The sequence below is a fragment of the Streptomyces poriferorum genome (assembly GCF_019399235.1).
Taxonomy (GTDB): domain Bacteria; phylum Actinomycetota; class Actinomycetes; order Streptomycetales; family Streptomycetaceae; genus Streptomyces; species Streptomyces poriferorum.
This window is the reverse complement of sequence record NZ_JAELVH010000357.1, coordinates 1-5791: the sequence shown is the minus strand read 5'-3', so window position 1 is coordinate 5791 and position 5791 is coordinate 1. Positions and strand designations below refer to the sequence as shown.

7 protein-coding genes are annotated in these 5791 nt (G+C 70.9%); 1 reads left to right on the top strand and 6 read right to left on the bottom strand.

All coding sequences use genetic code 11. The features are described 5' to 3' along the window. Window positions 1-188: 188 nt before the first annotated feature. Complete coding sequence (locus tag JGS39_RS35620) at window positions 189-1022, bottom strand: sulfurtransferase (RefSeq protein ID WP_219573903.1); 834 nt, start codon at window positions 1020-1022, stop codon at window positions 189-191. A 233-nt stretch (window positions 1023-1255) separates the two neighbouring features. Between JGS39_RS35620 and JGS39_RS35615 the strand changes: the two genes are divergently transcribed. Continuing rightward, on the top strand, window positions 1256-2032 hold the full coding sequence (locus JGS39_RS35615; protein ID WP_219573902.1) for a VOC family protein: 777 nt from the start codon (window positions 1256-1258) through the stop codon (window positions 2030-2032). Between the two features lie 173 nt (window positions 2033-2205). Here JGS39_RS35615 and JGS39_RS41745 read toward each other — a convergent pair whose 3' ends face one another. The 5 genes from JGS39_RS41745 to JGS39_RS35590 form a co-directional block, all read right to left on the bottom strand. Further along, window positions 2206-2547 (bottom strand): hypothetical protein, encoded by a 342-nt coding sequence (locus JGS39_RS41745; protein WP_219573901.1) that lies wholly within the window; start codon window positions 2545-2547, stop codon window positions 2206-2208. Between the two features lie 112 nt (window positions 2548-2659). After that, window positions 2660-4264 carry a polyamine aminopropyltransferase gene (locus tag JGS39_RS35605; RefSeq protein ID WP_219573900.1) on the bottom strand — a complete coding sequence of 535 codons (1605 nt, stop codon included), beginning with the start codon at window positions 4262-4264 and terminating at the stop codon, window positions 2660-2662. Window positions 4265-4275: 11 nt separating this feature from the next. After that, window positions 4276-4713 (bottom strand): DUF350 domain-containing protein, encoded by a 438-nt coding sequence (locus JGS39_RS35600; RefSeq protein WP_219573899.1) that lies wholly within the window; start codon window positions 4711-4713, stop codon window positions 4276-4278. Window positions 4714-4802: 89 nt separating this feature from the next. Next, window positions 4803-5207, bottom strand: a complete 405-nt coding sequence (locus JGS39_RS35595) for a DUF4247 domain-containing protein (RefSeq protein WP_219573898.1) — start codon at window positions 5205-5207, stop codon at window positions 4803-4805. Further along, entirely contained in the window at window positions 5204-5710 is a 507-nt protein-coding gene (locus JGS39_RS35590) for a DUF2617 family protein (RefSeq protein ID WP_219573897.1), read from the bottom strand. Before JGS39_RS35590 ends, JGS39_RS35595 begins: the two co-directional genes overlap by 4 nt. Window positions 5711-5791: the final 81 nt, after the last annotated feature.

The following is a 5791-nucleotide window of genomic DNA, read 5'->3' as shown; positions in this document are numbered from 1 at the left end:
GGGTCCGGCCCGGCCGGCGGGCCGCGGTGCCGAGCTGGGACGAGATCGTCTTCGGCACCCGCCGCAAGAAGCAGGACTGAGAGAGACCGGGTGACAGCAGCGTGACGAGGGCCCGTACGCAGTCGCGTACGGGCCCTCGCGCGCTGTGCGGGCGGGGCCGGAGCCTTCCGAACCGCCCGGTGACTCCCCTACTGCGGGTCGGGGCCCGTGGCTACCGGACGCGACTCGTCGCGCGTCCAGTGCGACCAGGAGCCCGCGTAGAGGGCCGCGTCCGCGAAGCCGGCGATCTCCAGTGCCAGCACCTGGTGGGCGCCGGAGACCCCCGAGCCGCAGTAGACACCTACCTCCCCGACCTCCTCGGTGGCACCCAGCCCGAAGAACCGGGAGGCAAGCCACTCGGCGGGAAGAAAACGTCCGTCCGCGCCGACGTTCTCCACCGTGGGGGCCGACACCGCACCCGGGATGTGCCCGCCCACCCGGTCCAGCGGCTCCACATCACCCCGGTACCGTTCGCCCGCCCGCGCGTCGAACAGCAGGCCCGAGCGGGCCAGAGCGGCCGCGCCGTCCGCGTCCAGCAGAGGCAGCGCGCCGGGTACTGGGACGAAGTCCCCCTCCGCGGGGCTCGGAATCTCCTTCGACAACTCACCGGTCCATGCGGCGAGACCGCCGTCCAGCACCCGGACATCCCGGTGCCCCGTCCAGCGCAGCAGCCACCAGGCACGGGCCGCCGCCCAGCCCAGGCCGCCGTCGTACACGACGACCGAGCTGTCACTGCTCACCCCGGCACGGCGCATGACGGCACCGAATTCCGCCGGATCGGGCAGGGGGTGGCGTCCGCCGTCACCCGCGGGTCCGGAGAGTTCCGCCTCCAGATCGACGAAGACCGCGCCGGGAAGATGCCCGGCCTCGTAATCGGGCCGGCCATGGGGGCCACCCAGCTGCCACCGTACGTCCAGGAGCACCGGCGGACGTGGCCCCGCCGACTCGCTCGCATATTCGGATGCGGTGATGATGGGCTTCATGCGTGCCATCCTCGCGCAGAGGTCGGCCCGCCCGTAACAGCGTCGAAATGCATGTATCACCGCAAACCGGACCTCCTCGGTCGAGATCGCGGAAAATGCGGCGCGGCCGGGACGCATCACGTGCCGGGTGGTGCAAGCATCTGCACGGGGCGTACACATCCCGTACCGCACAACGGCGCGCCGGCCCCGTTCCCCCTGTACGGCCACCACGATGGTCGGAGGAGAGTGTGACGATGACCGAGGCTGCCACTCGGCGAGCGCCCGGAACACCATGCTGGGTGAGCCTGATCGTGCACGGCCTGCACACGACCCAGAACTTCTACGCCGAACTGTTCGGCTGGGAGTTCGGGCCGGGTCCGGAGCAGCTCGGCCCGTACGTCCGGGCGCTGATCGACGGGAAGGAGGTCGCGGGCATCGGACAGCTGCCGCCGGACCGGCACCTCCCGATCGCCTGGACGACCTATCTGGCCACCGACGACGCCGACCTCACGGCGGAGGCGATCCGCGCCTGCGGCGGCACGGTCGGTGTCGGGCCGCTCGACGCCGGGGAGGCGGGCCGGATGGCCATTGCCTCCGACCCGGCCGGCGCCGTGTTCGGAATCTGGCAGGCGGCCGCGCACCTCGGCACCACGCTGGCCGGCTCGCCCGGCACTCCGGTCTGGAACGAGCTGGTGACCCGGGAGACGTCGACGGTCGCCAAGTTCTACCAGGCGGTCTTCGGCTACGAGACCGAGGCGGTCGTCTCGGCCGACTTCGACTACCAGACCCTCCACCTGGACGGCCACCCGGTGGCCTCGCTGCACGGCGTCGGCCACGCCCTGCCGCGCGACCGGGGTCCGCACTGGATGACGTACTTCGAGGTCGACGACACGGACGAGGCCGCACAGCGCGTGGTGGAACTCGGCGGGCACATCCTGCAGCCGCCCCGGGAAGGCTCCGGCGGCAGGGTGGCCATGGTCGCGGACCCGGAGGGCGCGGCGTTCACGATCGTCCGGTCGGCGGGGCGCTGAGCCGCTCGCTCACCGGCCCGGGGTGCGCACTCCGGCGGCCAGGGGAACTGCTCCGGGCCGGTCCCCGCCCTTGGCACTGCCCCACGACGATGCGTAACCCGGATTGACGCAGTGGGAGACCGGATTGACGCACCGGTCGCCCGAGCTGCCGCCATAGCCTTCCACGTATCTCGTCACCGGACGTGGCTGAAGGGCTCTGAGGCATGCAGGCCTACGGATTCCATCCGGTTCGCTTCGCCCACACCGGGGCAGTCAGTTGGGGGCCGGGCGAACGGCCCGTCGGTCTCCGCGAGCCGCTGTTCGTACGTACCCTGCCGGACGATCCAGCCGCCTTCCATGACCACGATGCAGTCCGCGTCGATCACGGTGGACAGCCGGTGGGCGATGACGAGGCGGATGGCGTTCGGCCGATGGGAGCTCTCGGCGACGGGGCCCCGGGTGGGATTGTCGAGGGCGCTCGTCGCCCCGCCGAAGAAGGCCGGCCGGGAGCGGGCCACCAACGCCCGCGCGGTCATGAGTCGTTGGCGCCGGCACCCGACGTCCCCGGCCACGGTGTCTTCGGAGCCGCCTTCCACCTCGCGGGTATCGCCCTCAGCCGCCTCCGCCTCCGAGAGCGAGCGCGGACGGTCAGTAGTTCTCCCACTCGTCCAGCACGTACTCCAGCACGGCGGGGTCCATCAGCGTGCTGGGCCGTACGTCCTGGCGGCGACGGTCCACGGGGAACACCGACGCGGCCTTGAGGACCGCCTCGTCCAGGTAGCGCAGTCGCGGGGCCTGTGATGCCAGCCGCAGCGGCGGAGGGGGGCCGCCGCCCCGGGTGGCCAGGACGAAGCCCCAGTTGCCGAAGCTCGGTACGTCGACCTGGAACTCAGTGGTCGCGTAGCCCGCCGTCTCGATCGTCTTCGCGATCGACCAGTACGTCTTCGGCGCGAAGAAAGGTGACCCGCTCTGCACCATCACCCGGCTCTGCGGCGTCAGAACCTGGCCGAGCAGGTGGTAGAACTCCACGGAATACAGCTTGGCCAGCGCCGCCGAGTCCGGGTCGGGGAAGTCGATGACGACCGCGTCGTACTGCTGCCGGGCCCCGCGCAGCCAGTTGAAGGCGTCGGCGTTGACCACCTTGACCCTCGGGTCGTCCAGCGCGTCGTCGTTGAGGTCGCGCAGCGGCTCGAAGTCGCGCGCGAGGCGGGTCATCGCCGGATCCAGTTCCACGAGCGTGACGTGCTGTACGTCGTCGTAGCGCAGCACCTCACGCAGGGCCAGCCCGTCCCCTCCGCCCATGATCAGCACGCTGGCGCGGGAGCCCGCGAGCGCGGGGTGGACGAGGGACTCGTGGTAGCGGTACTCGTCGACGGAACTGAACTGGAGATCGCCGTTGAGGAAGAGCCGGATGTCCGGTTCGCCGGTGAAGGCGGTGGAGCGGGTGACGACGATCTCCTGGTAAGGCGTCGTCTCCGCGTGGACGATCGGATCCCTGTACATCTGCTGGCGCGCGGTCACCTCCAGGTCGTCCGCGAACACGTACGCCGCAGCGAGCACGGCCAGGACCACCGTGACCCCGGCCAGCAGGGAGTTGCGCACCCAGCGCCGGATCTGCCGGCGGAAGATGAACACCACCACGATGACACCGGCCACCGCGTTGACCGCGCCGACCACCAGCGTGCCCTTCAGCTGGCCGAACGTCGGCAGGAGCCACAGCGGGAAGCCCAGGCCGCCGACCAGCGCCCCGATGTAGTCGACGGCGAACATGTCGGCGACCGCGCTGCCCGCCTCCTGCCGCCGGATCCGCTGGAGCATGGTCATCAGCAGCGGGATCTCGGCGCCGATCAGCAGACCGACGGCCACCGCGACCACGATCATCGCCGGGGTGTAGATCTGGAGCCAGGCGAACGCCGCGTACAGCACCAGCACCGAAAGCCCGCCGACCAGCGCCAGCACACCCTCCACGAGCGCGAACGCGCCCACCGCGCGGCGGCGCAGAGGTTTGGCGGCCAGGGAGCCCAGCCCCATGGCGCACACCATCACGGAGATCACCACGGAGGTCTGGAGCACCGAGTTGCCGATGAGGTAGCTGCCCAGCGCGGTCAGGGCCAGTTCGTAGACGAGGCCGCAGGCCGCGCAGAGGAAGACCGAGAACAGCAGCAGGGAGCGAGCCCCCCGGGTGTGCCGGACGACCGGGGGGTGGGAGGGCGTCGCGGTGGTGTCGCGGCCCTGGACGGTGGTGGCGCTCATCGAGGGCGCCGTTACGATATCGCCGCGCCGACCATGAACCCGGTACCCAGGTACATGCCGGCCTGGACCCAGGCGGCGGGGTGCGGAGAGCCGTCGCGGTCGTCGAGGACGACCGCGCCCATCTGGCCCGGCGTGAACATGCCGATCACGATGCCGACGACGGTCATCACCAGCACTCCGGCCAGGCCGTACAGCAGCGTGCTGACCAGCCCGTAGCCGAGGCCCTGTTCGGACTCGCTCGCCCCGATGGCCTTCATGACGACCAGGCCCACCGCAACGGACTGGCTGCCCAGCAGAACGGCCGCACCGCGGTTCCGGTCGGTCCACACCACGTGGTACAGCTTGCCCGGTGTGACGAGGTCGAGGGCGATGAAGCCGACGGCCATCACGGCGAGGCCCACTATTCCGTAGAGCAGGGCCTGGCCGGTCGACTCGAAGATCTCGGTCACTGCGTTGCCTTTCTTGGCAGCGGGGTCGGGGCGTGATCAGGTGCGTTGCGGGACGGGCGTGGGGGTGTGATCCGGGCGGTCACCGGGCGCTACTTGCCCTCGCCGGGGCCGCCGCCGCGGAAGCTCTCGCTGTCCGGGTCCGGCCAGTAGGTGAGGTGCTGCCGGTGGCGGTGGTAGCCGTTGCGGTAGTCCTCGATCTCGATCAGGCTGCCGCTCCGGCGCGGCGACACGGTGACCATGTCGTCGCCGTAGCGCAGGAACTCCATGTTGCCGCCGGAGGCACGGTCCAGTGCCTCGCGCTCCGCGTGGATCTCCTGGGCGACCTCACTCGGGGTGCCGCCCGGGTCGGCCCAGTCCGACCCGGTCGCCGTGTACGTCTTCCTGATCCAGTCGCGCGGGACCGCGTTGTTGTCCCCGCCGCTGGAGCAGGCGGTGAGCAGGGTCGCGGCCAGCACCGCCGCCACCGTTACGCGGACGAGTCGGGCGCTGTTCATCGGGCCTCCAGCCGGCTGCACGTCGATACGATCTGGCCGTTCTGCGGATACGTGTGCCAAGTGCGCCAGACGAGCCCGGCGCCGTGCGGTCCCCCGACCGCCTCGACGACCACCGCGGTAACCGCCCCCGGCAGACCGGGGAAGGCTCCGCACAGGCTGTGCTCGGTGTCGGCGGCCAGGCCGACGACCTGCGCCACCTCGGCGCTGAACTCCTCGGGAGGCAGTCTGCGGGTGGTGGAACCGAACTCGTAGTCCCAGCCCGGCAGATGACGGGTGCAGGTCCCGGGCAAACCTCTCACCGCGCCCCGCAGGCAGGCCACCGTCTCCCGTACGGGACCGGCGAACACCTGGTGCGAGGCCCCGAGCAGCCGCAGCCGCACATCCAGTCCGCCGAGCGGCACCACGCGTTCCGCCAGCGCCGGACGCTCCGTCAGGTCCAGCGAGAAGCAGAGTTGATCCGCATCCGTGTCCAGATAGGGGGCGTCCAGGGAAACGGCGTCCACACAGCCCCCCGGTCAGTTCTCGCCATGATCGGCGCCCGAGTATGACACATACGTTCGGGGACTTGGCGGGGTGGGGAAGTT

Bases quoted from the DNA above. Each gene is read 5' to 3' on its own strand.
- JGS39_RS35620 (WP_219573903.1), bottom strand. From the start codon at position 1,022: ATGAAGCCCATCATCACCGCATCCGAATATGCGAGCGAGTCGGCGGGG.
- JGS39_RS35615 (WP_219573902.1), top strand. From the start codon at position 1,256: ATGACCGAGGCTGCCACTCGGCGAGCGCCCGGAACACCATGCTGGGTG.
- JGS39_RS41745 (WP_219573901.1), bottom strand. From the start codon at position 2,547: ATGACCGCGCGGGCGTTGGTGGCCCGCTCCCGGCCGGCCTTCTTCGGC.
- JGS39_RS35605 (WP_219573900.1), bottom strand. From the start codon at position 4,264: ATGAGCGCCACCACCGTCCAGGGCCGCGACACCACCGCGACGCCCTCC.
- JGS39_RS35595 (WP_219573898.1), bottom strand. From the start codon at position 5,207: ATGAACAGCGCCCGACTCGTCCGCGTAACGGTGGCGGCGGTGCTGGCC.